The sequence below is a fragment of the Streptomyces sp. NPDC001204 genome, from assembly GCF_053598035.1.
This window is the reverse complement of the sequence record NZ_JBSFJL010000002.1, coordinates 297,966-324,605: the sequence shown is the minus strand read 5'-3', so window position 1 is coordinate 324,605 and position 26,640 is coordinate 297,966. Positions and strand designations below refer to the sequence as shown.

Here is a 26,640-nt window from a genome sequence, read left to right as displayed (position 1 = left end):
CCCACGTACGGCGGCTGTGCGCGTACGTACGGCGAGGTCGACGCCCTCGGAGAGAGTGTGCTGCGGACGGGCCCGCGGCGGGAGAAGGACTCGGTCAGGCCTTGGCCTTGACGTCCACGTCCCGGCTCGCGCGCGGCTGCCGGTCCTTGGACTTGTCCAGGACCATGACCAGGCCGGTGATGACCAGGAACAGCAGGAGGGGGAGGCCGACGAAGAGACCCAGCGTCTGGACGACGCTCAGGCCCGGGCCGGGGTCGTCGCCGTCGTCGCGGGTCAGCGCGAGCGCGGGAGACGACATGAGCAGCATCATCAGCGTCGTACCGGCGGCCAGAGCGCCGGCGCGCAGGGCGTTCTTCTTGTCCACGGTGCAAACGTAGCGAACCCCGAAACGGGTCGCGCGCCCGGGGTGCCGTATCCGCTGTCCGGCAGCGGTGCGAGTGGACCGGCGGTCAGCCCGCCTCGCCCGGCGCGGCCCGAGCGGCCGCCCGCAGCACGTCCGTCAGGGCGTGCAGCCGGGGGGACGCGGCGAGGTCCTCCAGGGTCACCGGGCGGCCGTCGGCGTCGGCGACGGGCAGGCGCCAGTTCGGGTACTGGTCCCAGGTTCCGGGCAGGTTCTGCGGACGCCGGTCGCCGACCGTGTCGGGCAGCCACAGGCCGATCATGCGGGCCGGGGTGCGCAGCAGGAAGCGGTGGACGGCCTGGATCCCGGCCTCCTCCGAGCAGCCGCCGGCACCGGCGTCCGTGCCCGGCAGCAGGCCCAGCTCCGCCAGCAGGGCCAGCCACTCGCTCGTGTCCGCGGCGGCCTCAGCGCGCTCCTCCTCCAGGGGGCGGGTGAGCAGGCCGAGGCGGTGGCGCAGTTCGACGTGTTCGCCGGTGAGGCGGGCCGCGGTGGACGGCAGGTCGTGGGTGGTGGCGGTCGCCAGGCAGTCCGCGCGCCAGCGTTCGGGGGGCAGCGGGCGGCCCGACCCCTCCCAGTCCCGTTCGAACCACAGCACCGAGGTGCCGAGCACCCCGCGCCGGTCCAGGGTCTCCCGCACTCCCGGCTCGACCGTCCCCAGGTCCTCGCCGATCACCACGGCCCCCGCCCGCGAGGCCTCCAGCACCAGCACGGCGAGCATGGCCTCGGCGTCGTAGCGGACGTACGTGCCCTCGGTGGGCGGCAGGCCCTGCGGGATCCACCACAGCCGGAACAGGCCCATGACGTGGTCGATGCGCAGGGCGCCCGCGTAGCGGAACAGGGCGCGCAGCAGCCGGCGGAAGGGCGCGTAGCCGGAGGCGGCGAGGCGGTCGGGGCGCCAGGGCGGCAGGCCCCAGTCCTGGCCGCGCGCGTTGAAGGCGTCCGGCGGCGCGCCGACCGACATGCCGGCCGCGAAGTGGTCCCGCTGCGCCCAGGCGTCGGCCCCGCCGGGGTGCACGCCCACGGCGAGGTCGTGCACGATCCCGATCCCCATGCCCGCCTCGCGGGCCGTGCGCTGGGCGGCGGTGAGCTGGGCGTCGGTGAGCCAGGCGAGCCAGGAGTGGAAGTCGACGCGGTCCGCCAGCGCGGCGCGGGCGCGGGCCGTCTCCGTCGAGCGCGGGTCGCGCAGCCCCTCGGGCCACCGGCTCCAGTCCGAGCCGTGCACCTCGGCGAGGGCGTACCAGGAGGCGTGGTCCTCCAGGGCCCGGCCCTGCCCGGCGAGGAAGTCGGCGTAGGCGGCGCGGCGGCCGGGACCGAGCGGCACCCGCCGCACCAGCTCCAGCGCCTCCCGCTTGAGCTCCCACACCGCGTCCCGGTCGATCAGCGCGCCCTCGTCCAGTACGGCGGCGCGCAGCCGGCCGGCCCGCTCCGGCAAGGGCCGCAGCCGGTCCTGCTCCTCGACGTACGCGAACTCCGGGACGTCCTCGACGCGCAGGTGCACCGGGTCGGGGAAGCGGCGCGAGGAGGGGCGGTAGGGGGACGGGTCGGCGGGTGGTCCGGGCACGGCCGCGTGCAGCGGGTTGACCTGCACGAATCCGGCACCCAGCGCCCGTCCCGCCCAGCCGCTCAGCTCGGCGAGGTCACCGAGGTCGCCCATGCCCCAGGAGCGGTGGGAGAGGAGGGAGTACAGCTGGACGAGCAGCCCGTACGAGCGTCCCGCCGGGGTGGGCAGCCGGGGCGGGGCGGCGATCAGGTGCGCCTGCCCGGTGCGGCCGTCGGGGGCGGTGGCGGTCAGCCGGTGGACGCCCGGCGGAAGGCCGGCCAGGCGGTCCGTCCCGTCCACACCGTGCACCCAGGAGCGGGTCCCGCCCCGCTCGGTCTCGACGTCCAGCCGGGTGCCGGGCGGCAGCCCGGCGAGGACGGCCGGCGGCAGCCCGGCGTCCGCCTCGGCCGCGGGGTCGCCGCCGGTGACGGGATGATCCGTCGCGGGACCGCCGGTGGGGCGGTCCGTGGAGCCGTCCGTGGACCGGCCGGTCGGACTGTCCGTGGGGCCCAGCCAGCACACCACCGTCGGCGGCAGCAGCCGTTCGTCCCGTTCCCGTTCGCGAGCGGTGAGCGCGGCGCGGGCGGCCGCGGTGGTGCTCGCGTCGACGTCCAGGGCGGCCAGGGCCGCGACGACCGCGGTGGCGGAAGCGGTGACGGTACGGCCCGGGGAGGGGCTGTAGGAGGTGGCGACGCCGTGCAGCGCGGCGAGCCGGGTCAGCTCGTCACCGAGAGGTCCGGGAGATCCGGGAGCTTCGGAAGGTCCGGGAGGTTCGTCCGGCCGCGGTTCCGTCATCTACAACTCCGCTCGACAGGGGTCCTGTTCGGCCGACTCGGCGACCGATTCGCTGGTCAGGGGGGCAGTCTCGGCGAGCGGCGGCTCGCTGGTCAGCGGCTCGGCGTCGGGCAGCGGCGGCTCGCTGGTCAGCGGGACGTCGGCGCGGGTGCCCTCCGCGCTGAACACGCTCAGGCCGGGGTCGGCGGGCAGCAGGTGGTCGGCGGGCGGCTCCGCCACGTGTTTGGACAGGGCCGAGAGCAGAAGATGTGCCGGTGCGGCCACGGGGGCCTCCTTGTCGAGTACGGCGTCAAGGGGATTACCGCAGCCCTACCCAGTGCTCGCCGCGGCAGACGTATGAGAACGACCTACGTGCCGCTGGTCACATTCCCCTTCACCAGGTTGGGGCAATCACGGCACAACGGCCACTCTCGTTGACACCTTCCCGCAGGGATGGTGTGGTCAGGACTCTTCGACACTGCCTTCGGCCCCGCCCGGCGAAGGCCGATCGACGAGGAGGGGCCGTGCGGCGTCGGCGCGGTATGGGGCATGGGAAGAGCGCGGCCGCACTCGCGTTCGCCGTCATGGCCGGAACACTGGGAGCCGCACCCGCGGCCGTCGCGGCGCCGTCCGCACCCGACCCGGGCGCCGGCCTCCCGGCCGCGAAGCCGGAGCATCCCGCCGCGGACTCCTCCGGCCCCGCGGTGTGGCCGCGCCCGCAGTCCCTGCGGACGACCGGCGGCGCGGTGAAGGTCGCCGACCGGGACGTCGCCCTCGTCACCGACACGGAGGCGGACCCGTACGCCCTGAGCGCGCTGCGCTCGCTGCTGTACGGGGCCGGGGCCCGGTCGGTCACGGACCTCGCCGTGACGGACCCGGTTCCGGCGGGCGCCCTGGTGGTGCGCGCGTACACCGAGCGGGCGCACGGCGACCCGCGGCACGCGCTGCCCTCCGGCGGCTACCTCATCACCACCGGCGGCGGCGCCCTGACGCTCACCGGCGCAGGCGAGGACGGCCTGTTCCACGCCGTGCAGACGCTGCGGCAGCTGCTGCGCCCCGACGGGACCGTCCCCGGCGTGACCGTCCGGGACTGGCCGGGCACCGCCGTGCGCGGCACCACCGAGGGCTTCTACGGCACCGCCTGGACGCAGCAGCAGCGGCTCGCCCAGCTGGACTTCATGGGCCGCACCAAGCAGAACCGGTACCTGTACGCCGCGGGCGACGACCTCTACCGCCAGGAGCGCTGGCGCGAGCAGTACCCGGCCATGCAGCGGGCCGCCTTCCGGGAGCTGGCCGACCGGGCGAGCGCCAACCACGTCACGCTCGGCTGGGCGGTGGCGCCGGGCCAGTCGCTGTGCTTCGCCTCGGACGACGACGTACGGGCGCTGACCCGCAAGCTGGACGCGATGTGGGAGCTCGGTTTCCGGGCGTTCCAGCTCCAGTTCCAGAACGTCAGCTACAGCGAGTGGCACTGCGACGCGGACCCGGCCCGTTTCGGCTCCGGCCCGGACGCGGCGGCACGGGCGCAGGCGCGGGTGGCCAACGAGGTCGCCCGCCACCTGGCGGAACGGCATCCGGACGCGGCGCCGCTGTCGTTGATGCCGACGGAGTTCTACGAGGACGGCGCGACGCCCTACCGGCGGGCGCTGGCGACCGCGCTGGACGCGTCGGTGCACGTCGCCTGGACCGGGGTGGGCGTGGTGCCGCGGACCATCACCGGCGACGAACTGGCCGACGCCCGCGCCGCGTTCGCGCATCCGCTGGTCACCATGGACAACTACCCGGTCAACGACTACGCCGAGGACCGGATCTTCCTCGGCCCGTACACCGGGCGCGAACCGGCCGTCGCCAGCGGCTCGGCCGCCCTGCTGGCCAACGCGATGGAGCAGGCGGAGGCCTCCCGCATCCCGCTGTTCACGGCGGCCGACTACGCCTGGAACCCCCGCGACTACCGCCCCGAGGAGTCCTGGCAGGCGGCCATCGCCGACCTCGCGGGGGGCGACGCACGGCGCCACGAGGCGCTGTCGGCCCTGGCCGGCAACGACGCGTCCTCGGTGCTCGGCGGCACCGAGTCGGCGTATCTGCGCCCGCTGATCGCGGACCTGTGGCAGGCCCGTACGACGACGGACCGGGCCGCGAACGAGCGTGCCGAGCAGCGGCTGCGCGCCGCCTTCACGGTGCTGCGCGAGCTGCCGCGCGGACTGGCCGGCGAGGGCACCCTCGCGGCCGAGGTCGCACCGTGGTCCGCGCAGTTGGCCCGCTACGGCAAGGCGGGCGAGGCGGCGCTCGACATGCTCCGCGCCCAGCGCGCGGGCGACGCGGCGGGGGCCTGGACCGCGTACCGGACGCTGGACCGGTTGCGGGTCGAGGCCAAGCAGGCCGATGTGACGGTCGGCAAGGGCGTACTGGACCCCTTCCTCGACCGGGCGCGGCAGGAGTACGAGACCTGGGCGGGCCTGACGCACGAGCCGGAGGCGGACCCGGACGGGGCGCCGGACGGCCGCACGATCCGTTTCCCGCACGCCCGCGCCCTCACCGCCGTGACGGTCCTCAGCGACCCCGAAACCATCGGTGACGTCGAGGTCCACGTCCCCGGACACGGCTGGCTGCGGGTGGGATCGCTGGCGCAGGGGGGCGCGACGGAGCTGGAAACCACGCAGTCCCCGTCCCCGGGCGGCCCGGTGACACACCCGCCTGCCCTCTGGCCTCCGGTCTCCCCGGCTCCGGGCCTCTGGACGCGCCCGCCGGCCCTCGTGCAGCCCACTCCCCCGCCGGCCGGCACCCGCGTCGACGCCGTCCGCGTGACCGGCGCCTACCCGTCCCGGGTGCGCCACCTGGTCCCCTGGTTCGCCGACACCCCGGTCGCGGACCTGGAGCTGCCGCGTGCCGAGGCCGACGCGGAGATCGGCGGCACGGAGCGGCTGACCGCCCGGCTGTCCTCCGGCCGTCCGGCCGACGTGCGGGGCAAGGTCACCGTCGAGGCCCCCGAGGGCATCGAGGTCCGTGTTCCCGCCGGCTCGCTCACCGTGCCCCGCGGCACCACGGTGGACGTGCCCGTCGAGGTGACCGTGCCGCCCGGCACGCCCGCACGCGCGTACGACATCCGCGTCACCTTCGCCGGGGTGACCCGCACCCTCACGGTCCGCGCATTCCCGCGCACCGCCGGCCCCGACCTGGCGCGCACCGGCACGGCGAGTTCCTCCGCCGACGAGACCCCCGACTTCCCTGCCTCCGCCGCGATCGACGGCAACCCGGACACCCGCTGGTCCTCCCCCGTCGACGACGGCGCCTGGTGGCAGGTGGAGCTGCCGCGCTCGGTGCGCCTGGGCAAGGTCGCCCTCCACTGGCAGGACGCCCACCCCTCCGCCTACCGCGTCCAGGTCTCCCCCGACGGCCGCCGCTGGCGCACCGCCACCACCGTCCGCGACAGCACCGGCGGCCGCGAAACCCTGCGCATGGACGCGCGGGACGTCCGCTACATCCGCGTGCAGGGCGACAAACGAGCCACCCAGTACGGCTATTCGCTCTGGTCGGTGGAGGCGTACGCGGTCGCGGACTGAGCCCACCGGGCAGCCGGCGCGTTCAGATCGTCCGGCGGAATCGTCCGGCGGGAATTTCCGCCGATCACTATTCACTCAGTACATGTACTCAGTACATACTGAGCGCATGAGCACCCGCCACATCCTGCTGGGCCTGCTCGCCGGAGGGCCGAGCCATGGCTACGACCTGAAGCGACGCCACGACGAACACTTCCCGCAAGCCCGCCCGCTGGCCTACGGGCAGGTCTACACGACCTTGCAGCGGCTGGTCCGCGACGGACTGGCCCAGGTGGAGGGCACCGACTCCGACGGCGGCCCGGAGCGCACGCTGTACCGCCTCACGGCCGAGGGCTCCCGGGACGTGGCCGTCTGGGCCGGGCAGGTCACGCCTCCCGCGCCGTTCGTGACGAACGAGATCTTCGCAAAGGTCGTCGTGGCGATCCTCACCGGCGGCGACCCCGCCGCCCACCTGCTCGCGCAACGCGCCGCGCACATGGAGCGGATGCGGGAGCTGACGGCGGTCAAGACCGCCCCGGGCGCCGACCTGACGACGGTGCTCTCGGCGGACTACGCCCTCAACCACCTCGACGCCGACCTGCGCTGGATGACCACCACCCAGGCCCGGCTCACCACTCTGACCGCTCTGACCGTGGAGGTCGACCGAGCATGAGCAACCCTCCGGTGCCCCTTCTGGTGGCCCGAGACCTCGTCAAGTCCCATGGCAGGACCCCGGCGTTGCGCGGGGCCTGCCTGGAGCTGCGCGAGGGCGAGATCGTCGCCGTGACCGGCGCCAGCGGCAGCGGGAAGTCCACGCTGCTGCACTGCCTGGCGGGCATCGTCCGGCCGGACGCTGGCTCGGTGACGTATCGCGAGGAACGTGTCGACGGGCTGCCGGAGCGGCGCCTGAGCGAGCTGCGCCGCACCGACTTCGGGGTGGTGTTCCAGTTCGGCCAGCTGATTCCCGAGCTGACCGCCGTGGACAACGTCGCGCTGCCGCTGATGCTGGCCGGGACCGCGCGGGGGGCGGCCCAGGAGCAGGCGGGGGCATGGCTGGAGCGGTTCGGCGTGCGGGAGCAGGAGGCCGCACGACCAGGGGAGTTGAGTGGAGGACAGGCGCAACGCGTCGCGCTGGCACGGGCGTTGGTGACCGCTCCGAGGGTGGTGTTCGCGGACGAGCCGACGGGGGCACTGGACTCGCTGGCGAGCGAACAGGTGATGACGGCCCTGGTGGGAGCCGCCCGGGAGGCGGGCACGGCGGTGCTGCTGATCACGCACGACGCCCAGATGGCGGCGTACGCCGACCGCGAGGTGCGGTTGCAGGACGGCGTGACGGTCGCGTCGGGGGTGCTCGCGTGAGGACCGATCTGCGGCTGGCCTGGCTGCTCGTGCGAGGCTCGGACCGGCGGGAGTGGTGGCGGATCGCGCTCACGGCGGCGGGGGCGATGTGCGCGACGGGGCTGGGCCTGGCGGCCGCCGTCCTGGCCTCGGTGCACGGGCAGTACCGCTTTTCCTTCGGCAACGGCCTGCTCGACCATCCCGGCGAGCGCTCCGGGGTGATCGTCACGCTGCTGCTCCTGCTGGTGCCCGTCCTCGGCTTCCTCGGGCAGTGCGCCCGGATCGGCGCGGTCCACCGCGACCGGCGGACGGCCGTGCTGCGGCTGGCGGGCGCGGAGCCGGGCCGGGTACGGCGGATCGCCGCGCTGGAGACCGGGCTCGCCTGCCTGCTGGGCTCGGCGCTCGCCACGGCCGGGGCGGTGGCGGTGCTGGTGGCCGTGTCGGAGCGGCCGACCGCGTCGGCCTGGGCCGGGATGGCGCTGGTCGCGGTCCTGGTACCGGCGCTGGGCATGGCGGCCGGGGTGCTGGCGCTGCGCCGCGTGGTGGCCTCACCGCTGGGGTGGGTGCGGCGGAGCCCTACGCGCTCGGGGCGCGGTCCGGCGCTGCTGTTCGTGGGCGGACTGCTGGTCGTGGGCGTGGTGGCGCTGGGGGCGGTGGCCGGTACGTCCGCCGACTCCCGGAATGCGGGTCTGGCCAGGGGCCCGGTCATCGTCATGGCGGGGGTCCTGGCCGTCGGCGCGGGCGCGGTGTGGCTCACGGGCGTCCTGTCCCGGCTGACCGGCCGGCTGCTCGCGGCCCGGACCGGCTCCCCGGCGGTGCTGATCGCGGCGGAACGGCTGCGGGACGACCCGTGGGCGGCGGCCCGCACCCATGCGGCGGTGCTGCTGGTGACGGTGGTCGGGGCCGGGTACCTGGGGGTACGGCAGGCGCTGCTCGCCTGGCTGGAGGCCGCGGACGACACGCACGGTTTCGCCGAGGACGCCTCCTACTACACGACGGGTCTGGACCTGACGGCCGCGGCCATCGTCCTGGCCCTCGTGATCACCCTCGCCGCGCTGGCCGTCGGGACCGCCGAGTCCGTCGCCACCCGGCGCCGGGCCCTGGCCGCGCAGGTGGCCGCCGGAGTACCGCGGCGGGTGCTCGCCCGGGCCCTCCTGCTGGAGACCGCCCTGCCCCTGGCCCCGGCCGTCCTCGTGGCGGGCGCGGGCGGCCTGGCGATCGGCGTCTGGTACGGCCTCGTCGCCGCCGGGACCGTGCCGTACACGGCACTCCTGGTCCCAGCCGGCGTGTACGGCGCCTGCCTGCTGGCCGCGGCCGCCTCGCTGCCGCTGCTGCGGCGCTCGGTCCGCCCCGCGGAGCTGCGGTACGCGTGAGTCCTGCGTATCAGCTTGATGCGCTTGTGGGAGGTCGGGGACCGGCATGCGCGCCGCCCGGCGACTGCGTCGCCGCGGCCGGACAGCTCGGGTTCTCGGCGACGAAGAGGCGCTCGCGGCCGTCCGGCACGCCCTGGCGAGCCTCGGCACCACCTGATCGTTCCGGTCCTCGCGACCGGCCCCGGTGAAGCACGCCGCCCACGGCCCGCGTCCGGAGCGTGATCCCCGGCGGGTGCCGTGGGAACCGCGCTCCGGGCGGGTGGCCGTGGGGCAATGCGAAGGCCCGGAATCGTCAGGCGGAGATGCCGTCGATCCGGGCCAGGGCGTCGTCCGCGCCGTACGGCTGCAGGTAGGGCAGCCAGCGCGGGTCCCTATGCCCGGTGCCGATGATGCGCCAGGCCAGGCCCGTGGGCGGGGCCGGCTTGTGGCGCAGGCGCCAGCCGAGCTCGACCAGGTGGCGGTCGGCCTTGACATGGTTGCAGCGGCGGCAGGAGGCCACCACGTTGTCCCAGACGTGTTTGCCCCCGCGCGAGCGCGGGATGACGTGGTCGACGCTGGTGGCGATGCCACCGCAGTACATGCACCGGCCGCCGTCGCGCGCGAACAGCGCCCTTCGGGTCAGAGGAACGGGCCCCCGGTAGGGAACCCGTACGAAACGCTTGAGCCGGACCACGCTGGGTGCGGGGACGGTAACGGTTGCGCTGTGCAGATAGGCGCCGGACTCCTCGAGGCAGACTGCCTTGTTCTCGAGGACGAGGACGAGCGCGCGGCGGAGCGGTACGACGCCGAGCGGCTCGTACGACGCGTTGAGGACCAGGACATGCGGCACGGATGCCTCCTTGTACGCCGGCGGCGCGTGGCTCGCGCCGGGGCTGCCTGCAGTCAGTTTCCCCTCATGCCTGGTGAACGCGCCACCATGTCCCGGTAACGGGCTGGGAGTGTTTTCGACCACACCCCATTCATCCCCCGGATCACGGCCCCTTCACACAGCCTGATCAGAGGCCGGTGGTCACCGTGTCCCCATGCGCCCTTCCCCGAACTTCACGCGAACCCACACACCCTGCCCCGTTAGTGTGGTGGTTCTGCCCGTCCGGTGATCTCCTCGTGACCCAGTCGATATTGACCCCGTGCCGGAGGGCGGATGCACCTGGAGGTACCTGCCGTGTCCTTGCCCGCCGCCCTGCCGGCCGCCGGTCCGTCGCCGTCGCCGTCGCCCTCCGAGTCGCCGGCTCTGACGGTCCCGACGTTCCAGGACGCCCACGAGACCGCGACGAACGCCGCCAGCTGGGTCGAGCAGAACTGGTCCACGTGGCTCGCCATCGGCCTGAAGATCCTGCTGATCCTGGTGATCGCGGCGGTGCTGAGAGGGGTGGTCCGGCGGGCGATCACCAAGGTCATAGACCGCATGGCCCGTACCGCCCAGGCGGTGGACGGCACCGCGCTGGGCGGGCTGCTGGTCAACGCCGAGCGCCGCCGGCAGCGCTCGCAGGCGATCGGCTCGGTGCTGCGTTCGGTGACCAGCTTCCTGATCATGGGCACGGCGGCGCTGATGGTGCTGTCCACCTTCGAGATCAACCTGGCGCCCCTGCTGGCCTCGGCCGGTGTGGCCGGTGTGGCGATCGGTTTCGGCGCCCGCAACCTGGTCACCGACTTCCTCTCCGGCGTCTTCATGATCCTGGAGGACCAGTACGGCGTCGGCGACTCGATCGACGCGGGCGTCGCCGCCGGCGAGGTGATAGAGGTCGGGCTGCGCGTGACCAAGCTGCGCGGGGCGAACGGCGAGATCTGGTACGTCCGCAACGGCGAGATCAAGCGCATCGGCAACCTCTCCCAGGGCTGGGCCACGGCCGGCGTCGACGTCACCGTCAGGACGAACGAGGACCTGGACAAGGTGAAGGCCACCCTCGACGAGGTCGCCGAGCGGATGAGCAAGGAGGAGCCCTGGAACGAGCTCCTGTGGAGCCCGATCGAGGTGCTCGGCCTGGACAGCGTGCTGATCGACTCCATGGTCGTCCGCGTCACCGCCAAGACCATGCCGGGCAAGTCGGTGACCGTCGAGCGGGAGCTGCGCTGGCGCGTCAAGCGCGCCTTCGACGCGGCCGGCATCCGGATCGTGGGCGACGCGACGGCCCCGGCGGAAGAGGCCGCGGCAGCCGACCCGACGGCGGGCATGTCGGCCCCCTCGGCGTTCGCCAGCACCACCTCCCCGCAGTCCCTTGCGGCCTCGCCGATCCCGCCGCAGTCGCTGTCGAAGTAGAACCACCGTGCCCCCCACGGCGTGAAGAGGCGGCGCCCGGAAAGCCCCGGGCGCCGCCCCGCCGCCTCACCGCCTCACCGCCTCACCGCCTCACCGCCCCCGCGGGCAACTGCTCCGCTGCCGGGAGCGCTTTTCTCTTGACGTTCGCTTCGTCCCGGGCATACTTTCCTCCCACCCAAACAGGAAACTTTCCTAACAGTGATGTAGGGGAGGGGAGGTGCCACCCATGTCAGGAACCGCCGGCACGCCGGGCACCCCGCGGGTCCTGCGCGCCATGAACGACCGGGCCGCCCTGGACCTCCTGCTGGAGCACGGGCCGCTGTCGCGCACCAGGATCGGCAAGCTGACCGGCCTGTCCAAGCCGACCGCCTCCCAGCTCCTGGCCCGCCTGGAGGCCGCCGGGCTGGTTCTCGCCACGGGGACCAGCGAGGGACGCCCGGGCCCCAACGCCCAGCTGTACGCGGTCAACCCGGCCGCCGCCCACGCCGCCGGGCTGGACGTCACTCCCCTCCGCATCCGCGCGGCCGTCGCGGACATCACCGGCCGCACCGTCGGCGAGTACGAGCTGCCGACCCCCGGCCGGCGCCCGTCCCAGCCCGTCGTACGGCAGGTCACCGACGCCCTCGACGGCGCGGTGAAGGCGGCGGGACTGGCCCGCGGCGACGTGCACCGGCTGGTCATCGGCACCCCCGGCGCCTTCGACCCCAACACCGGCCGCCTGCGCTACGCCTCCCATCTGCCCGGCTGGCACTCCCCCACCCTGCTCGACGAACTCGCCGCCGCCCTGCCGATGCCGGTGGAGTACGAGAACGACGTCAACCTCGTGGCCATGGCCGAGCAGCGGCTCGGCGCGGCCCGCGGCCACCGGGACTTCGTGCTGCTGTGGAACCAGGAGGGCCTGGGCGCCGCCCTGGTGCTCGGCGGCCGGCTGCACCGCGGCTGGACCGGCGGCGCAGGCGAGGTCGGCTTCCTGCCGGTGCCGGGCACCCCGCTGGTCCGCCAGGTGACCAGGGCCAACAGCGGCGGTTACCAGGAACTGGCCGGCTCGCAGGCGCTGCCGAAGATGGCCCGCGAGCTGGGCATCGAGGACCTGCCCACGGGATCCTCCGCCGAGGCCGCCGCCGAACTCGTCGCCCGCGCCGCCGACCACGCCACCGGCCCCCACCGCACGCTCCTGACGACGTACGCGACCCGGCTCGCGACCGGTCTCGCCTCCCTCGTCTCCGTCCTCGACCCCGAACTCGTCGTCCTCAGCGGCGCCTCGCTCACCGCCGGCGGCGAGGTGCTGCGTGCCCTGGTCCAGGCCGAACTGGAGGAACTGGCCGCCTCCCGGCCCCGCCTGGTGGTCGGCGACGTCCGTGAACACCCCGTGCTGCGCGGCGCGTTGGAGAGCGCGCTCGCGACCACCCGCGACGAGGTCTTCGACACCTCGCGCTGACCGCCGTACCGGCTGCCGTACCCGCCCCGCCCCTTCCCTCACCGCCCGCCCGTCCCAGGGAGATCCAGCCATGCCCGAAGTGTCCCGGAAAGCGGCCCTCGCCCTCGCTGCCTCCGCCGCCATGGCGCTGCTCGCCACCGCCTGTACCGGTCAGCCCGACGCCGGCGCGAACGACGACGCGTCGAAGGACACCACCATCAACTTCTGGCACGCCTGGAGCGATCCGAGCGAGGTGAAGGCCGTCACGTCGCTGGTCGACGGCTTCCGGAAGGCGCACCCCAACATCCGTGTCAACGTCGTCGGCAACATGACCGACGACAAGATCAACCAGGCGCTGCGCACCGGCGGCGGCAAGGCGCCCGACGTGATCTCCTCCTTCACCACCAACAACGTCGGCAAGTTCTGCTCCTCGGGCGCGCTGGTCGATCTCAACCCGTTCTTCGAGAAGGCGGGCACGGACCCGGAGAAGACCTTCCCGAAGGCGATGAACGAGTACACCCAGTTCGACGGCAAGCGCTGCACGGTGCCGCTGCTGGGCGACGCCTACGGCCTCTACTACAACAAGGACGCCTTCGCCGCCGCTGGCATCGAGAACCCCCCGAGGACCTGGTCCGAGTTCGAGGCCGACGCCAAGAAGCTGACGATCCCCCAGGGCGACGGCTACCGGCAGCTCGGCTTCATGCCGAACTACCACGGCTGGGAGTCGACGACCGAGCACTACTTCGCACAGTTCTCCCCGGCGTACTTCGACTCCAGCGGCAAGTCGAACCTGGCGAAGGACCCCGCGTTCGAGAAGGGCTTCACCCTTCAGAAGCGGCTCGTGGACGAACTCGGCGGCTACCGGAAGCTGGAGAAGTACCGCGCCACCCTCGGTGACGAATGGGGCCCCAAGCACCCCTTCCACACCGGCCAGGTGGCCATGCAGCTCGACGGCGAGTGGCGGCTGGGCATGGCCGAGGAGGCCAAGCCGAAGTTCGAGATGGGCGTCGCCCCGCTGCCCGTCCCCGACGACCAGGCCGACCAGTACGGCAAGGGCTACATCACCGGCACCATCGCCGGCATCGCCGCCACCAGCAAGAAGCAGAACGCGGCCTGGGAACTGGTGAAGTACATGACCACGGACACCGACGCGGTGGTCGGCTTCGCCAACGACATCCACAACGTGCCCTCCACGCTGGCCGCGCTGAAGTCCCCGAAGCTGAAGTACGACCCGCGCTTCAAGACCTTCCTGGACATCGCCGCCGACCCGCGTTCGACCACGACGCCCGCCTCCGTCAACGGCGGCCAGTACCTGGTGACGATCCAGCAGTTCGGCTACGACTACGAGAGCGGCCGGGCGAAGGATCTCAAGGCCGGCCTGCGCAAGGCGGCCCAGCAGATCGACACGGACATCGCGCAGGCGAAGTAGGCGCGCATGACCACCGTCACCCTGGCGTCCAAGCGCCGCCGTTCGGCGCTGAAGACCCTCGCCTTCATGTCGCCGTGGCTGATCGGCTTCGCGGTCTTCTTCGCGTACCCGCTGATCTCCACCGTCTACTTCTCGTTCGTGCGCTACGACGGCTTCCAGCCGCCGACGTGGCGCGGCACCGGGAACTGGACGTATGTCTTCGAGAACTACCCGCTGTTCTGGCCGGCCCTGCGCAACACCCTGTGGCTGGTGCTGGTGATGGTGAGCCTGCGCGTGGTCTTCGGACTCGGCGTGGGCCTGCTGATCACCAGGATCAGGACCGGCACGGGCGTCTTCCGCACCCTGTTCTACCTGCCCTACCTGGCCCCGCCGGTGGCGGCGACCATGGCCTTCGCCTTCCTCCTCAACCCCGGCACGGGCCCGGTCAACTCCCTCCTGGAGCGGGTCGGGATCTCCGCGCCCGGCTGGTTCAACGACCCCGCCTGGTCCAAACCGGCCCTGACGATGCTCGCCCTGTGGGGCGTGGGCGACCTGATGGTCATCTTCATGGCCGCGCTGCTCGACGTGCCCACGGAGCAGTACGAGGCCGCGGAGCTGGACGGCGCCTCGCCCTGGCAGCGCTTCCGGTACGTCACGCTGCCGAACATCTCGCCGATCGTGATGTTCGCGGTGGTCACGGGTGTGATCCAGACGATGCAGTACTACACCCAGCCGCTGATCGCCGGAAAGGTCGCCTCGGGCGTGATCCAGGGCGCGGGCACCCAGTTCGAGCCCGGCTACCCGGACAAGTCCACCCTCACCCTCCCCCAGCTCGTGTACAACCTCGGCTTCCAGCGCTTCGACTACGGCTCGGCCTGCGTGGTGGCGCTGGTGCTGTTCGCCCTGTCGATGGTGTTCACCGCGTTCCTGATGCGGCGCCGGGGCGGTCTCATCCAGGCAGGTGACTGACGATGGCCCAAGTGCTCGACAAGCCGGCTGGGTCGAGGACACGGCCCTCCCCCGCCGAGCGCACGGCCCGCCGCAGGGCGGTGCTGGAGTGGATCGCGGTCCACTCGCTGGGCGTGGCGGCCGCGCTGTTCTTCGTCCTGCCCTTCGTGTTCGTCCTGCTGACCTCGCTGATGAGCGACAGCCAGGCCCTCAGCCGCGACCTGGTCCCGCACACCTGGGAGTGGGGCAACTACAAGAGGGTCCTCGACACCCCGGGCTTCCTGACCTGGTGGCGGAACACGCTGGTCTACGCCGGTCTCGGCACGGTCCTGACGGTCGCGTCCTCGCTGCCCGTGGCGTACGCGCTGGCGAAGTTCCGCTTCCGGGGCCGCAACCTGTCGCTCATGCTGGTGATCTCGATGATGATGCTGCCCCCGCAGGTGATCATCATCCCGATGTACCTGTTCTGGGCCAAGCAGCTGGACCTGTCCGGCACCCTGTGGCCGCTGATCATCCCGATGGCGTTCGGCGACGCGTTCTCCGTCTTCCTGCTGCGGCAGTTCCTGACGACCATTCCGAACGAGTACCTGGACGCGGCGAGGGTGGACGGCTGCGGCGAGCTGCGCACTCTGCTGAAGGTCGTCGTCCCCATGGCCAGACCCGGTCTCGCGGCCGTCGCCCTCTTCCAGTTCTTCTACGCCTGGAACGACTACTTCGGCCCGCAGATCTACGCCTCGGAGAACCCGGGCGCGTGGACCCTGTCCTACGGCCTGGAGTCCTTCAAGGGGGCCCACCACACCGACTGGAACCTCACCATGGCCGCGACCGTTCTGGTCATGGCCCCAGTGATCCTCGTGTTCTTCTTCGCCCAGAAGGCGTTCGTCGAGGGAGTCACACTCACCGGAGTGAAGGGTTGAACAGCATGAAACTCACCGTGGTCGGCGGCGGCTCGACCTACACCCCCGAACTCGTCGACGGTTTCGCGCGTCTGAGGGACACCCTGCCCGTCGAGGAACTCGTGCTGGTGGACCCGGCGACGGACCGGCTGGAGCTGGTGGGCGGACTGGCCCGCCGCATCTTCGCCCACCAGGGCCACCCCGGCCGTGTCGTCACCACCTCCGACCTGGACGCGGCCGTCGACGGCGCCGACGCGGTACTGCTCCAGCTGCGCGTCGGCGGCCAGGCGGCCCGGCAGCAGGACGAGACATGGCCCCTGGAGTGCGGCTGCGTGGGCCAGGAGACCACCGGCGCGGGCGGTCTGGCCAAGGCGCTGCGCACGGTCCCGGTGGTCCTGGACATCGCCGACCGGGTCCGCCGCACGAACCCGAACGCCTGGATCATCGACTTCACCAACCCGGTCGGCATCGTCACCCGCGCCCTGCTCCAGGCCGGCCACCGGGCGGCCGGCCTGTGCAACGTGGCGATCGGCTTCCAGCGCAAGTTCGCGCAGATGCTCGGCGTCGCGCCCGCCGACGTCCACCTGGACCACGTGGGCCTGAACCACCTCACCTGGGAGACGGGGGTGCGTCTGGGCGGCCCGGAGGGCGAGGACGTACTGCCCGCGCTCCTGGCCGAGCACGGCGAGTCGATCGCAGGCGGTCTGCGCCTGCCCCGCCCGCTCCTTGACCGCCTGGGCGTGGTGCCCTCCTACTACCTGCGCTACTACTACGCGCACGACGAGGTCGTGGAGGAGCTGCGCACCAAGCCGTCCCGGGCGGCCGAGGTGGCGGCGATGGAGCGGGAGCTGCTGGCGATGTACGGCGACCCGGCCCTGGTGGAGAAGCCGGCCCTGCTGGCCCGGCGGGGCGGCGCCTACTACTCGGAGGCGGCCGTGGACCTGGCGGCGGCCCTGCTGGGCGGAGGGGGCAACCCGTACCAGGTGGTGAACACGTACAACAAGGGCACCCTGCCCTTCCTCCCGGACGACGCCGTGATCGAGGTGCAGGCGGCGGTGGGTTCCAAGGGCCCGGTCCCCCTCCCCGTCTCCGACGTGGACCCGCTGTACGCGGGCCTGATGGCGGACGTGACGGCGTACGAGGACCTGGCCCTGGAGGCGGCCCTGCGCGGCGGCCGGGACCGGGTCTTCCGCGCCCTCCTCGCGCACCCCCTGATCGGCCAGTACGCCTACGCCGAGGCCCTCACCGACCAACTGGTCGCGCACAACCGGGAGTACCTCGCGTGGACCTGACCGCAAGCGTCCTCGCCATCGACGCGGGCAACAGCAAGACCGACGTGGCGGTGGTGGCGGCCGACGGGCACGTCCTCGCCACGGCCCGCGGCGACGGGTTCCGGCCGCCGGCCGTGGGCGTCGGGACCGCGGTGGACGCCCTGGAGGAAACGGTCCGGCGGGCGTACGCGCAGGCCGGCGTCACCGCCGCCGGCCATGTCTCGGCCTGCCTGGCCAACGCCGATCTTCCGGTGGAGGAGGAGCAGTTGGCGTCCGCCCTGCACGCGCGCGCGTGGGGCACGACGGTGGAGGTCCGCAACGACACGTTCGCGATCCTGCGCGCGGGCGTGGCCGAACCGCGCGGGGTCGCGGTCGTCTGCGGCGCCGGCATCAACTGCGTCGGCATGCTCCCGGACGGCCGCACCGCGCGCTTCCCCGCGCTCGGCCGCGTCTCCGGCGACTGGGGCGGCGGCTGGGGCCTGGCGGAGGAGGCCCTGTGGTACGCGGCCCGCGCGGAGGACGGCCGCGGCGCGCCCACCGCCCTGTCCCGCACCCTCCCCGCCCACTTCGGGCTGGCCTCCGTGTACGCCCTCGTCGAGGCGCTGCACCTGGGGCACGTCGACCACCACCGCCGGCACGAAATGGCCCCGGTCCTGTTCGCCACGGCCGAAGAAGGCGATCCGATCGCCCGCACGATCGTCGACCGCCAGGCCGAGGAGGTGGTGGCCATGGCCACGGTCGCCCTGACCCGCCTCGGTCTGCTCGACGAGGAGACACCGGTCCTCCTCGGCGGCAGTGTCCTCGCCGCCCGCCACCCCCGGCTCGACGACGCCGTACGCGGCCTCCTCGCCGCCCGCGCCCCCAAAGCGGTCCCGCGGGTCGTCACGGCCCGTCCGGTCCTGGGCGCGGCCCTCCTGGGCCTGGACCACGTGGGAGCGCCGGCGGCGGCCGGGGAAAGGGTGCGGGCCCACTTCGAACAGTGAGAGCCGGTGGGCATCCCGACGGTGGGCATCCCGACGGTGGGCATCCCGACGGTGGGCATCCCGCGAGCGCGGCCGGGGGAACCGAACTGGTTCCCCCGGCGTATTCATGGGCAGGGGGTGGTACGGGGCGGGCGCACTGCGGGCCGGCCGAGTTCCGGTGAAGGCCGGTGCGGATGCCGGTCCCGGCAGCGATACTTGCGGCGACGGATGACCACGGGGGAGGTCAGCAGTGACACAACCGCCGACGAGCAGTTCGGCACCGCCGGGCCCGGGCCTGCCCACCCTGCCGGCGGTTCCGCCGCAGCCCGCGGTCCCCGCCCCCGCCGCGCGGCCCCCCGCGCCCCCGCGCCGCACCGCCTTCGCGGAGGGCGCCGAGCGCCTGCGCGCCGCCGCCACCACGGAGCCCGGCCGCCTCCGCGTCATCGGCGCCGTCATCGCCCTTCTCGTCCTGGCCTTCGGCGCCGTCACCGCCCTCCAGGCCACCGACCGCTCCTCGGCCGCCGACGACGTCCTGCACCGCAGCCAGCCGCTCAGTTCCGACGCGGCGGACATCTACCGCTCGCTCGCCGACGCCAACACCATGGCGACCAGCGGCTATCTGGCCGGTCTCCAGGAGACGACGGCCACCCGCGAGCGCTACGAGTCCGATGTCCGCACGGCCGCCGCCAAGCTGGTCACCGCCGCCGCCAACTCCGCCCCCGGCAGCCCCTCCGCGGCCACCATCACCAAGCTCAACGAGCTTCTGCCGCGCTACAAGGGCCTGGTCGAGTCCGCCCGCGCCAACAACCGCCAGGGCTTCCCGGTGGGCGGCGCGTACCTGCGCGCCGCCAACGAGACCATGCAGGACGAGATGCTCCCGGCGGCCGAGGACCTGTACCAGAAGGAGAACCAGCGGCTGCGCTCCGACTACGGGGACGCGACACCGTACCCGTGGGCCGCGATCGCCCTGGGCGTCGTCGCCCTGGCCGCCCTGGCCTGGGCCCAGCGGCGCAACTACCGGCGCACGAACCGGGTGCTGAACCACGGCCTGGTCGCCGCGACCGCCGCCACCACCGTCGTCCTGCTGTGGCTGGTGATCGGCCACAGCGTCGCGCGCGCGGGACTCAACGGCTCCTACACGCACGGCGTGCGCTCGCTGAACGTGCTGCACGACGCCCGTATCGCCTCCCTCAAGGCACGCAGCGACGAGAATCTGACCCTCGTCAGCCGCGGCGCGGAGACCAAGACGCTGAAGGACGGCACGGTCATGGACGCCTACGACTGGGCGTACGACCAGGAACTCGGCACCCTCGCCCGGACGTTGTCCCGGGCCGGCGCCCTCGCCGAGGACCCGGGGGGCAGGAAGCCGGTGGACACGGCGAACGAGTCGATGAAGGTGTGGAAGCAACGACACGAACTGGCCCGCCAGGCCAACGACTCCGGCGACTACCAGAAGGCACGCGACCGGGTCATCGGCACCACCGCCAAGGACCGGACGGAGTCGACGGGTGAGTGCTTCGACAACGTCGACGCCTCCCTCGCGTCGGCGCTCACCCATGAGACGGGCCGGTTCCGGCAGGCCGCGGAGGACGGCCGGGCCGCGATGACGGGCCTGCCGGTCGGCTCCGCGGTGCTCGCGGTGTTCGGCGCGGCCGGCGCGGTGCTGGGCATCGGGCGCAGGCTTTCGGAGTACCGGTGAAAGGGAGCGTGTCAGCGGTGAAAGGGGGCGTGGCGATGCGAGCACGGCGTCTGCGGGCCGGCCTGAAGGGCTGGGGCGGTGTCGGCGCGATGGCGGCCGTCTGCGCCCTGGCACTGGCGTTCGTCCTGCTGCTGCCCCGCACCCAGCCGCAGGGCGCCGGCGACCCCACCGCAAGCGGCTCGCGAGCCGCGCAGGGCACGCAGTCCAAGGCGGACAACTGCCAGGACAGCCAGGCGCAGAACCTGAGCCCGTCCCCGTCCGGCGCCGGCGGCCCCACGCTGAGCGCCATCCGATCACGCGGCTATCTGACGGTCGGCGTCGACCAGAACAGCTACCGCTGGGGCTACCGCAACCCGAACAACGCCTCCGGCGCGCTGGAGGGCTTCGACATCGACCTCGTGCACCGCATCGCCGAGGACATCCTCGGCGACGCGAACAAGGTCCAGTTCAAGGCCATCCCCACCAACGAGCGGATACCCGCGATCCGCAGCGGCCGGGTGGACATGGTGGTGCGCACCATGACCATCACCTGCGACCGGCTGAAGCAGGTGGCGTTCTCCGCCCCCTACTTCCTGACCGGCCAGCAGGTCCTGGCCCCCAAGACCTCCGGCATCACCGGCTACGACGGCTCCCTCGCCGGGAAGAGGATCTGCTCGGCGACCGGCTCCACGGCCTACGACCACCTGTCAGCCGACACCAGGGACGGCAGGCTCCCCGCGTCCACCGACATCACCACCACCGTCCCCAACCAGCTGGACTGCCTGGTGCGGCTCCAACTCGGCGAGGTGGACGCGGTGGTGACGGACGGCGCGCTCGCCGCCAGTCAGGCCGCGCAGGACCCCACGGTGGCCTTGAAGGGCGCCTCCTTCACCAAGGAGTTCTACGGTGTGGCCATGAAGCTCGGTGCCGACGATCTGGTCCGCCAGGTCAACCGGACACTGGAGAACTACCGCAAGGACGGAGGCTGGAAGGCGTCGTACGGGACGTGGCTGTCCGCCACGCTGGGTAAGGACTCACCGTCGGCCACCGCGCCGACGCCGAGCTACCGGTGACCGGTCACCGGCCGGCGCGGCACCGACGGAACAGCAGAACCGGCAGCACACAGGCGACACGCAGCAGCGAGAGGTGATCGATGGGCGTCACGGACCCCGCCGGGCCCGTCATGGACCGGGACGAGGTGGACCGTGCGCTGGCGCGGCTCGGCGCGGAGCACGAGGCCATCGAGACCTCGCTGCTCGCCCTTCAGGACCACGCGGGCCGCAGACTCCTGGAAGGCGCCGAGCTGACCGGCGTCACCGAGGAGCGCTGGGCCGCCACGGAGGCGTCGATCACGCTGCTGTGGGCGTACTTCGACGCCTACAGCGGCGCGCTGCGCACCGCCCGTGAGATCCGCGCCCGCCGCCGCTGGTCCAGCCGCGAGGACCTGGTGGAGCTGACCGGGCTGCTGCGCGGCGAGTCCGTCACCGTCCCCGGCGCGGCCGCCGCGGGCGCCCCCGCCCTGCCCGGTCCGGGCCGGCTCAGCCAGAGCTTCTCCCTGGCCACGCTGGTGGACCGGATGAACGAGCTGTACGCGACCGGTCTGGACATGGTGGTCGCCGCCGACGCGGTGTGGTCGGCGCTGCCCGCGCGGATCGATCTGCTGGCCGCGGAGCTCCAGCGCACCCGCCGGCTCGCGCACTCGGTCGGCGTCCGCCCCGGCGAGCACCCGGCGGGCGACGACCTGGAGCGCGTCACGCGCACGCTGACGAGGCTGCGCGCGGAGGTGATCTCCGATCCGCTCGCCTTCTGGGTGCCCGCGCAGGGCAGTTCGGCGCCGGGCGGCGGACGGCCGGACACCACGGTGTACGACCGGGAGGCGCGGGCGCTGGACGAGGTGCGCCGGGAGATCGACGCCGTGCTCGGGGTCCGGCAGGACGCCGAGCAGCGGCTGATCAGGCTGCGGGACGTGCTCTCGCGCGCGGACCGCACGCTCGCCGAGGCGCGCACCGCGCGCGGTGAGGTGCTGGCGAAGATCGCCGCCACGGAGGTACCGGTGGTCAGCGGTCCGCCGACCGCCCTTCAGGAGCAGCTGGCGGCGGCCGCCGAGTACCGCAGGCAGGCCCGGTGGCACCGGCTGTCGCCGCTGCTGGAGTCGCTGGAGCAGAAGGCGGAGGACGAACTTCAGCGCGCCCGCGAGTCGTTGACGGCGGTCACCGCGCCGCTGGCGGTCCGTGCCGAGCTGCGCGGGCGGCTGGACGCGTACAAGGCGAAGGTCGCCCGCCACGGCCTGGCGGAGGACCCGCTGCTGGTCGAGCGGTACGACGCGGCGCGCCGCATGCTGTGGAGCGCGCCCTGCGACCTGCGGGTGGCCGAACAGGCCGTGCTGCGCTACCAGCAGGCGGCGGCCGAGTCGCTCGGCGGCTCACGGGTGCCGGAGCAGGGCGGGCCCGAGGGACGGTAGGGGGAGTCATGAGTCAGGCGGGGCAGACCTGTCAGCGGCCGGGCTGCGGCGGGTCGTACGAGGACGTCGGCGGCGGCGAGCTGTACTGCGACACGTGCGGTCTCGCGCCGGTCGTCTCGGCGACCGGCATGGTGGGCTCGCCGCCCACCGGCGTCACCGGCGGCGGGGGCTCGCGAGGTTCGGTGGGCAGCGGCGGCTCGGCCTCCAGCGCCCGCAGTTCCCGTACGTCGTCGCAGTCGTCGAAATCGCGCCGCTCGGTGTCGGGACGGCTCTCGCGCTCGCTGTCGGGCAAGGCGACCGGCCGGTCGGTGTCGGTGCGCAGCTCCGGCTCCACGACGGGCTCCTCCGGCCGCGGCCGGCTGGGCGCGGGTCTGGTGCAGGTGCCGCAGGTGCCGCGGCCGGACCCGCGTTCGATGGTGCTGGAGAACCCGGAGGTGCCGGAGCGCAAGCGGTTCTGCTCGCGCTCGGACTGCGGTGCGCAGGTCGGGCGCGCGCGGGGGGACCGCCCGGGCCGTACGGAGGGCTTCTGCACCAAGTGCGGGCACCCGTACTCCTTCGTGCCCAAGCTGAGGGCCGGGGACATCGTCCACGGCCAGTACGAGGTCGTGGGCTGTCTGGCGCACGGCGGCCTGGGCTGGATCTACCTCGCCGTGGACCGGGCCGTGTCCGACCGCTGGGTGGTCCTCAAGGGCCTGCTGGACACCGGCGACCAGGACGCGATGGCGGCGGCGATCTCCGAGCGGCGGTTCCTGGCGGAGATCGAGCACGCCAACATCGTGCGGATCTACAACTTCGTCGAGCACCTCGACCAGCGCACCGGCTCCCTCGACGGCTACATCGTGATGGAGTACGTCGGCGGCAAGTCGCTGAAGGAGATCGCCAACTCCCGCCGCACCCCGGAGGGCAGACGCGACCCGCTGCCGGTGGAGCAGGCCTGCGCGTACGGGATCGAGGCGCTGGAGGCGCTCGGTCATCTGCACAGCCGCAACCTGCTGTACTGCGACTTCAAGGTCGACAACGCGATCCAGACCGAGGACCAGCTCAAGCTGATCGACATGGGCGCGGTGCGCCGTATGGACGACGACGAGTCGGCCATCTACGGCACCGTCGGCTACCAGGCGCCCGAGGTCGCCGAGGTCGGCCCGTCGGTGGCCAGCGACCTGTACACGGTGGGCCGTACGCTCGCCGTCCTCACCTTCGACTTCCAGGGCTACACGAACGTCTTCGTGGACTCCCTGCCCGACCCCGACAACATCGAGGTCTTCCGCCAGTACGAGTCCTTCTACCGCCTGCTGGTCCGTGCCACCGACCCCGACCCGGCCCGCCGGTTCGCCTCGGCGCAGGAGATGTCCGAGCAGCTCACGGGCGTGCTGCGGGAGGTCGTGTCCCTCCAGACCGGCCGGGCCCGGCCGGCCCTTTCGACGCTGTTCGGCCCGGAACTGCGCGTGACGGACGCGGAGTTGTTCCCGCGGCTGGACGGGGACGTGTCCCGGCTGGGAGCGCGGGCGACACGCTCGCGCGGATCGGCCCCGGCCCTCGCGGCCGGTACCGCGCACGGCCACGGCGCCCCGGGCACGCCGACCGCCCCGGCTCCACCGGCGCTCGTCAAGCCCGTCGACACGCCCGCCGCCGCGCTCGCCCTGCCGGTCCCCCACGTCGACCCGGGTGACCCGAACGCGGGTTTTCTGGCAGGCCTGTTGACGTCCGCGCCCGGGGAACTGGCGCACGCGCTCGCGGCGGCGCCCACGCAGTCGGCCGAGACCCGGCTGCGCCAGGTCAGGGCCCGGCTGGAGACCGGCGAACCGGCCACCGCGCTGGAGGTCCTGCGCCAACTGGAGCAGCGGAACCCGGACGACTGGCGGGTCGTCTGGTACCGGGGCGTGGCCTCCCTGGTCACCGGCGACCACGAGGAGGCGGCCCTCGCCTTCGACGCGGTCTACGACGCCTTCCCCGGCGAGGTCGCGCCGAAGCTGGCGCTCGGTCTGTGCGCCGAGGTGCTCGGCCAGCTCGACAACGCCGCCGAGTACTACCGCCTGGTGTGGTCGACCGACCCGAGCCAGGTCAGCGCCGCGTTCGGGCTGGCCCGCGTACAGCTCGCCACCGGCGAACGGCCCGGCGCGGTAAGGACCCTGGAGTCCGTTCCGGAGTCCTCGATCCACTACACGGCGGCGCGCGTGGCGGCCGTACGGGCACGGCTGAGGCACCGTACGGCGGCGGCGTCCGACACGCCGTTCCTGGACGATCTGACGGCCGCCTCCGGGCAGGTCGAGGCACTTCAGGCCTACGGTCTGGACCCGGCGCGGCGCGAGCTGTTGTCGGCGGAAGTCCTCGGCTGCGCCCTGGACTGGGTACTCTCCGGGGGCCGGGCCACCGACCCGGCCGCCCGGCGGGTGCTGCTCGGGAGCGACCTGGACGAGCGGGGACTCCGCTTCGGCCTGGAGCGTTCGTACCGCACGCTGGCCCGGCTGGCGCCCGGTGGCGAGGAGAGGATCGACCTGGTGGAACGTGCCAACCGTTACCGCCCCCGGACGTGGGTGTAGTTGATGTCGCAGATGCACCAGCAGGCCGCGCTGCCGAAGTGCCCGAGCTGTGCGGAGCCGCTCGAATCGGGTGACCGCTTCTGCGGCGCGTGCGGGTACGACCTGTCCGCGGCCGCCGGGCGACCGGGCGACACGCCGACGCTCACCATGGACCGGGGCGCGGTGCCGCGCCCGGCCGGCCCCGGCGAGCGTGCCGACGACGCCGTATGGCCGCGCGCACCGCACCCGGACGCCTCCGAGGCCCCGCCACGGCTGCACCTGCCGGCGGACCTGCCGGGCACGGACTCGAGCGGCTCCCCGCTGCCGGCGCCTGCACGGCAGGCACAGGCGCAGGCTCAAGCCCAGTCCCAGGCGCAGGCCCAGGCGGCGGTTCAGGCTGCGGTTCAGCACCGGCCGCATCCGGTGGCGCAGTCCCCGCAGCAGCCACAGACGGCTGAACCCCAGCCGCAGCCGCAGCCACCGGCCGAGGCCCGGGCGGCGGTCCGGCCGCAGCAGCAGGCTCAAGCCCAGGCCGCAGTTCAGCAGCAGCCGCAAGGACAAGGACAGGCGCAAACACAGCCGCAGCAACACCCTCAGCCGCAGCCGCAGCCGCAGCCGCAGCCGCAAGGCCAGGGTCCGCAGCCGCAGGGACAGCCGCAGGGACAGCCACAGCAGCAAGGGGCGTCCGCCTCGGGCGTGCGGTTCGACCGGCCGGCGGAACCCGACGAGTACCCGTTGCAGGCACCGGACCCGCGCGTTACCGCCGACTCCGACACCGCCGCTCCGGCCGAGGGCGCCCCGGGCGACGGCACCCCGGGCGAGGCCACCACGGTGTGCGTGGCCTGCCGGGCCGGCCGGGTCGACAGCGACGGCTACTGCGAGAACTGCGGGCACGCCCAGCCGCGCGAACGCGACCACATGGAACAGGAGTCGGGCCCGATCGCCGCCGTGAGCGACCGCGGCCTGCGCCACCACCGCAACGAGGACGCCTTCGCCCTCGGCCGTACCGCGCTGCCCGACGGCTCTCCCGCCCTCGCGGCGATCGTCTGCGACGGCGTGTCCTCCGCGACCCGCCCCGACGACGCCTCCCTGGCCGCCTCCCGAGCGGCGAGCGAGTCGCTGCTGGCCGCGCTGCCCCGCGGCACGCACCCGCAGCAGGCCATGCACGACGCGATCGTCGCCGCCGCGCAGGCGGTCGACGCGCTCGCCGGGGAGCCCGCGCCGGCCGGCCGGCACTCCGCCCACCAGAACGCGCCGGCCTGCACGTTCGTCGGCGCGGTGGTCACCTCCGGACTGCTGGTCGTCGGCTGGGTCGGCGACAGCCGCGCCTACTGGATCCCGGTGGACCGCGGCGCGCCCCCGGCCCGGCTCACCGAGGACGACTCGTGGGCCGCACAGATGGTCTCCGCGGGCCTGATGTCCGAGGCGGAGGCGTACGCCGACGAGCGCGCCCACGCGATCACCGGCTGGCTCGGCGCGGACGCCTACGAACTGGAGCCGCACACCGCCTCCTTCAAGCCGGACCGGCCGGGAGTGGTCGTGGTGTGCACGGACGGGCTGTGGAACTACGCCGAGACGGCCCGGGAGATGGCCGAGGCCGTCCCCCTCGACGCCGCCGTGCGCCCGCTGCACAGCGCCCGGGTCCTGGTCGGCCACGCCCTGGACGGCGGGGGCCACGACAACGTAACAGTGGCCGTCCTGCCGTTCCCGGCCGCGCCGCAGGGGGCAGGATCGGCCTGAGGGACGTACGCGGGGGTGCGTGACGAGACCCCCCGGCCGAGCCCTCGGCGCGGGGAAGCTCCGCGGGCCGGCGGGGGCCGGTCCGTCCACAGTCGTCGTCCCCGTTCACGGGGTCCAGAGGG

21 protein-coding genes are annotated in these 26,640 nt (G+C 73.5%); 16 read left to right on the top strand and 5 right to left on the bottom strand.

What is annotated here, in order from left to right:
• Positions 1-94: 94 nt before the first annotated feature.
• The 3 genes from ACWC91_RS04340 to ACWC91_RS04330 form a co-directional block, all read right to left on the bottom strand.
• Positions 95-364: a hypothetical protein gene (locus tag ACWC91_RS04340; protein WP_376501416.1), complete on the bottom strand. Its 270-nt coding sequence runs from the start codon at positions 362-364 to the stop codon at positions 95-97.
• A gap of 85 nt (positions 365-449) precedes the next feature.
• On the bottom strand, positions 450-2,735 hold the full coding sequence (gene malQ / locus ACWC91_RS04335; RefSeq protein WP_450639786.1) for a 4-alpha-glucanotransferase: 2,286 nt from the start codon (positions 2,733-2,735) through the stop codon (positions 450-452).
• Positions 2,736-2,999, bottom strand: a complete 264-nt coding sequence (locus ACWC91_RS04330) for a hypothetical protein (RefSeq protein WP_225075174.1) — start codon at positions 2,997-2,999, stop codon at positions 2,736-2,738.
• Positions 3,000-3,256: 257 nt separating this feature from the next.
• Here ACWC91_RS04330 and ACWC91_RS04325 point away from each other — a divergent pair, with 257 nt between their 5' ends.
• From ACWC91_RS04325 to ACWC91_RS04310, 4 genes are all read left to right on the top strand, one after another.
• Complete coding sequence (locus ACWC91_RS04325; protein WP_450639841.1) at positions 3,257-6,274, top strand: beta-N-acetylglucosaminidase domain-containing protein; 3,018 nt, start codon at positions 3,257-3,259, stop codon at positions 6,272-6,274.
• Positions 6,275-6,380: 106 nt separating this feature from the next.
• Positions 6,381-6,923 (top strand): PadR family transcriptional regulator, encoded by a 543-nt coding sequence (locus tag ACWC91_RS04320; protein WP_225075175.1) that lies wholly within the window; start codon positions 6,381-6,383, stop codon positions 6,921-6,923.
• Entirely contained in the window at positions 6,920-7,609 is a 690-nt protein-coding gene (locus ACWC91_RS04315) for an ABC transporter ATP-binding protein (RefSeq protein ID WP_450639784.1), read from the top strand. The genes ACWC91_RS04320 and ACWC91_RS04315 overlap by 4 nt, the downstream gene beginning before the upstream one ends.
• On the top strand, positions 7,606-8,961 hold the full coding sequence (locus ACWC91_RS04310) for an ABC transporter permease (protein ID WP_376501411.1): 1,356 nt from the start codon (positions 7,606-7,608) through the stop codon (positions 8,959-8,961). The genes ACWC91_RS04315 and ACWC91_RS04310 overlap by 4 nt, the downstream gene beginning before the upstream one ends.
• A gap of 292 nt (positions 8,962-9,253) precedes the next feature.
• Here ACWC91_RS04310 and ACWC91_RS04305 read toward each other — a convergent pair whose 3' ends face one another.
• Positions 9,254-9,790, bottom strand: coding sequence for an HNH endonuclease (locus tag ACWC91_RS04305; protein WP_141360845.1), 537 nt, complete (start codon positions 9,788-9,790; stop codon positions 9,254-9,256).
• Positions 9,791-10,102: 312 nt separating this feature from the next.
• On the opposite strand from ACWC91_RS04305, the gene ACWC91_RS04300 reads away from it, so the two are divergent.
• The 10 genes from ACWC91_RS04300 to ACWC91_RS04255 all read left to right on the top strand — a co-directional run bounded on the left by ACWC91_RS04300 (position 10,103) and on the right by ACWC91_RS04255 (position 22,259).
• Positions 10,103-11,218 (top strand): mechanosensitive ion channel family protein, encoded by a 1,116-nt coding sequence (locus ACWC91_RS04300; RefSeq protein ID WP_225075178.1) that lies wholly within the window; start codon positions 10,103-10,105, stop codon positions 11,216-11,218.
• A 226-nt stretch (positions 11,219-11,444) separates the two neighbouring features.
• Positions 11,445-12,656, top strand: coding sequence for an ROK family transcriptional regulator (locus tag ACWC91_RS04295; protein ID WP_225075179.1), 1,212 nt, complete (start codon positions 11,445-11,447; stop codon positions 12,654-12,656).
• 70 nt (positions 12,657-12,726) lie between these two features.
• Positions 12,727-14,064: an ABC transporter substrate-binding protein gene (locus ACWC91_RS04290; RefSeq protein ID WP_225075180.1), complete on the top strand. Its 1,338-nt coding sequence runs from the start codon at positions 12,727-12,729 to the stop codon at positions 14,062-14,064.
• 6 nt (positions 14,065-14,070) lie between these two features.
• A complete protein-coding gene (locus tag ACWC91_RS04285) occupies positions 14,071-15,012 on the top strand; it encodes a carbohydrate ABC transporter permease (protein ID WP_281155013.1) in 942 nt (313 codons plus the stop codon).
• A gap of 2 nt (positions 15,013-15,014) precedes the next feature.
• Positions 15,015-15,908: a carbohydrate ABC transporter permease gene (locus tag ACWC91_RS04280; RefSeq protein WP_225075182.1), complete on the top strand. Its 894-nt coding sequence runs from the start codon at positions 15,015-15,017 to the stop codon at positions 15,906-15,908.
• Between the two features lie 5 nt (positions 15,909-15,913).
• Positions 15,914-17,179: a 6-phospho-beta-glucosidase gene (locus ACWC91_RS04275; RefSeq protein ID WP_450639782.1), complete on the top strand. Its 1,266-nt coding sequence runs from the start codon at positions 15,914-15,916 to the stop codon at positions 17,177-17,179.
• Positions 17,170-18,141 (top strand): N-acetylglucosamine kinase, encoded by a 972-nt coding sequence (locus tag ACWC91_RS04270; protein ID WP_450639781.1) that lies wholly within the window; start codon positions 17,170-17,172, stop codon positions 18,139-18,141. The genes ACWC91_RS04275 and ACWC91_RS04270 overlap by 10 nt, the downstream gene beginning before the upstream one ends.
• 229 nt (positions 18,142-18,370) lie before the next feature.
• A complete protein-coding gene (locus tag ACWC91_RS04265) occupies positions 18,371-19,819 on the top strand; it encodes a hypothetical protein (RefSeq protein ID WP_376501406.1) in 1,449 nt (482 codons plus the stop codon).
• 35 nt (positions 19,820-19,854) lie between these two features.
• Positions 19,855-20,871: a glutamate ABC transporter substrate-binding protein gene (locus tag ACWC91_RS04260; RefSeq protein ID WP_225075186.1), complete on the top strand. Its 1,017-nt coding sequence runs from the start codon at positions 19,855-19,857 to the stop codon at positions 20,869-20,871.
• A gap of 80 nt (positions 20,872-20,951) precedes the next feature.
• A complete protein-coding gene (locus ACWC91_RS04255) occupies positions 20,952-22,259 on the top strand; it encodes a hypothetical protein (protein ID WP_376501402.1) in 1,308 nt (435 codons plus the stop codon).
• 31 nt (positions 22,260-22,290) lie between these two features.
• On the opposite strand, the gene ACWC91_RS04250 is transcribed toward ACWC91_RS04255, so the two are convergent.
• The gene (locus ACWC91_RS04250; RefSeq protein WP_450639779.1) at positions 22,291-22,593 is read right to left on the bottom strand and encodes a hypothetical protein; all 303 of its coding nucleotides are present in this window, start codon (positions 22,591-22,593) and stop codon (positions 22,291-22,293) included.
• Here ACWC91_RS04250 and ACWC91_RS04245 point away from each other — a divergent pair.
• Both ACWC91_RS04245 and ACWC91_RS04240 read left to right on the top strand, forming a co-directional pair.
• Positions 22,568-24,799 carry a tetratricopeptide repeat protein gene (locus ACWC91_RS04245; protein WP_450639778.1) on the top strand — a complete coding sequence of 744 codons (2,232 nt, stop codon included), beginning with the start codon at positions 22,568-22,570 and terminating at the stop codon, positions 24,797-24,799. The genes ACWC91_RS04250 and ACWC91_RS04245 overlap by 26 nt on opposite strands.
• 3 nt (positions 24,800-24,802) lie before the next feature.
• Positions 24,803-26,518: a PP2C family serine/threonine-protein phosphatase gene (locus tag ACWC91_RS04240; protein WP_450639776.1), complete on the top strand. Its 1,716-nt coding sequence runs from the start codon at positions 24,803-24,805 to the stop codon at positions 26,516-26,518.
• The last annotated feature ends 122 nt before the right edge of the window (positions 26,519-26,640 follow it).

Coding starts and splice junctions, on each gene's coding strand:
- ACWC91_RS04260 (WP_225075186.1), top strand. CDS start 19,855: ATGCGAGCACGGCGTCTGCGGGCCGGCCTGAAGGGCTGGGGCGGTGTC.
- ACWC91_RS04275 (WP_450639782.1), top strand. CDS start 15,914: ATGAAACTCACCGTGGTCGGCGGCGGCTCGACCTACACCCCCGAACTC.
- ACWC91_RS04240 (WP_450639776.1), top strand. CDS start 24,803: ATGTCGCAGATGCACCAGCAGGCCGCGCTGCCGAAGTGCCCGAGCTGT.
- ACWC91_RS04255 (WP_376501402.1), top strand. CDS start 20,952: ATGGGCGTCACGGACCCCGCCGGGCCCGTCATGGACCGGGACGAGGTG.
- ACWC91_RS04280 (WP_225075182.1), top strand. CDS start 15,015: ATGGCCCAAGTGCTCGACAAGCCGGCTGGGTCGAGGACACGGCCCTCC.
- ACWC91_RS04300 (WP_225075178.1), top strand. CDS start 10,103: ATGCACCTGGAGGTACCTGCCGTGTCCTTGCCCGCCGCCCTGCCGGCC.
- ACWC91_RS04290 (WP_225075180.1), top strand. CDS start 12,727: ATGCCCGAAGTGTCCCGGAAAGCGGCCCTCGCCCTCGCTGCCTCCGCC.
- ACWC91_RS04315 (WP_450639784.1), top strand. CDS start 6,920: ATGAGCAACCCTCCGGTGCCCCTTCTGGTGGCCCGAGACCTCGTCAAG.
- ACWC91_RS04325 (WP_450639841.1), top strand. CDS start 3,257: ATGGGGCATGGGAAGAGCGCGGCCGCACTCGCGTTCGCCGTCATGGCC.
- ACWC91_RS04295 (WP_225075179.1), top strand. CDS start 11,445: ATGTCAGGAACCGCCGGCACGCCGGGCACCCCGCGGGTCCTGCGCGCC.
- ACWC91_RS04285 (WP_281155013.1), top strand. CDS start 14,071: ATGACCACCGTCACCCTGGCGTCCAAGCGCCGCCGTTCGGCGCTGAAG.
- ACWC91_RS04320 (WP_225075175.1), top strand. CDS start 6,381: ATGAGCACCCGCCACATCCTGCTGGGCCTGCTCGCCGGAGGGCCGAGC.
- malQ (WP_450639786.1), bottom strand. CDS start 2,735: ATGACGGAACCGCGGCCGGACGAACCTCCCGGACCTTCCGAAGCTCCC.